General features: G+C 73.8%; 1 protein-coding gene and 1 pseudogene. Both read left to right on the top strand.

Annotation, left to right across the window (positions count from 1 at the left end; genetic code table 11):
• Window positions 1–204: 204 nt before the first annotated feature.
• Window positions 205–1,254 (top strand): class I mannose-6-phosphate isomerase, encoded by a 1,050-nt coding sequence (locus tag V6V89_RS41340; RefSeq protein ID WP_334625207.1) that lies wholly within the window; start codon window positions 205–207, stop codon window positions 1,252–1,254.
• Window positions 1,251–1,506: pseudogene (locus tag V6V89_RS41335) on the top strand (hypothetical protein); the annotation flags it as partial. The gene V6V89_RS41340 and the pseudogene V6V89_RS41335, both read left to right, overlap by 4 nt.

Below are 1,506 nucleotides of genomic sequence, written 5' to 3'. Positions count from 1 at the left end.
AGCGACGCCACCACGAGTTTCACCCACCTGCGGGTGGCCCGAAGGGCCAGGGTTTCTTGATCGACGGAAGAGGTGTGGGTGGTGGGGTCGGCGTGTTTCCGGCGGGTAACGGGGAGGTCACAAGGTCTTGACGTGGCGGGCGTCACACAGCTAACTTGCCGCCATGACATCGATGTCATCGGTCGAGGGTCATAGGAGGCGTGCATGAACATCGCGGCGCAGCTGCTCCCGCGGAACCATCCCGAGCACTTTTATCGGGGCGGAGAGCGGATTGCCGCGCTGCGCGGTGGGACCGTCGAGGCGGGCGCGCGCCGGCCCGAGGAGTGGATCGCCTCGATGACACCGATGACATCACGGCCTGAACAGGGCCTTTCCCAGCTCGCCGACGGTGTGCTGCTGCGCGACGCGGTCGCCGCTGATCCGGAGGCGTGGCTCGGGGCGGCGCACGTGGCGAAGTACGGCGCGTCGACCGAACTACTGGTCAAGCTGCTCGACCCGGCGCAGCGGCTGCCGGTGCACCTGCACCCGGACCGGGCGTTCGCGCGGCGGCACCTCGGGCTGCCACACGGCAAGACCGAGGCGTGGATCGTGCTGGAGGTCGACCAGGGCGCACGCGTCCGGCTCGGGTTCACCGCGCCGATGCGGCTGGCCGACGTGCGGGCGATGGTGGACAGCGGCGACTCGGGCGGGCTCGTGGAGTCGTTGCGCACGCGGGCCGTCCGGCCGGGCGACGCGGTGCTGGTGCCGGCGGGCGTGCCGCACAGCATCGACCCGGGCGTCTTCCTGCTGGAGCTTCAGGAGCCGACCGACCTGTCGATCCTGCTGGAGGCCGAGGGGATGGCGGTCGACGTGCCGCGCGACGGCCACCTCGGGCTGGGCTTCGACGTGGCGCTGGAGGCGCTGCGCCTGGAGCCGATCGCAGACCTGGACGCGCTGGTCACCCGGCCGGACACGGTTGAACCGGGTCGCCTGGCCGACCTGATGCCCGCTGCCGCCGGGCCGTACTTCCGGGCACATCTGTCCACAGGCGACAGTGGTCCCTCGGTCGCTGCCGGCTTCGCGGTGGTGGTCGGCACCGCCGGCGCCGGCCGGCTGGTGCCCACGCGCGGCGACCCGGTCCCGTTGGGCCGCGGTGACGCCGCGGTGGTGCCGTTCGCCGCGGGCGCCTGGCGGCTCGACGGCCCCGTCGAGGCAGTCGTCTGCCGCCCACCCCTGCCCTCGGAGCCACCCGAGACGACCGGGGGTCGCCAGTGAGTGGCCTGCTGATCGGCGTGGACATGGGTACCACGCGGGTGAAGGCGGTCGCGATCGACACCGCCGGTGCCGTACGCGGGCAGGCCGAGCGGCCGATGCCCTGGCGGCACGCGGGTGGCCACGCCGAGGTGGATCCGGAGACGCTCGCCGACCTGGCCCGCGACGTGGCCGCCGAGGCGGCGCGGAACGCCATGGCCGGCTGGGTCGGGCCGCGCGGCGCCGCACCACGCGCGGGCGGCGCGGGCGGCGCGG

Source organism: Micromonospora sp. CPCC 206061 (genome assembly GCF_036906915.1).
Lineage (GTDB): Bacteria > Actinomycetota > Actinomycetes > Mycobacteriales > Micromonosporaceae > Phytohabitans.
The sequence above is the reverse complement of the archived record's forward strand: the minus strand, read 5'-3'. Positions and strand labels throughout refer to the sequence as shown.

What these genes read in the sequence shown, in the direction of transcription:
- V6V89_RS41340 (WP_334625207.1), top strand. Translation starts at nt 205, where the DNA reads ATGAACATCGCGGCGCAGCTGCTCCCGCGGAACCATCCCGAGCACTTT.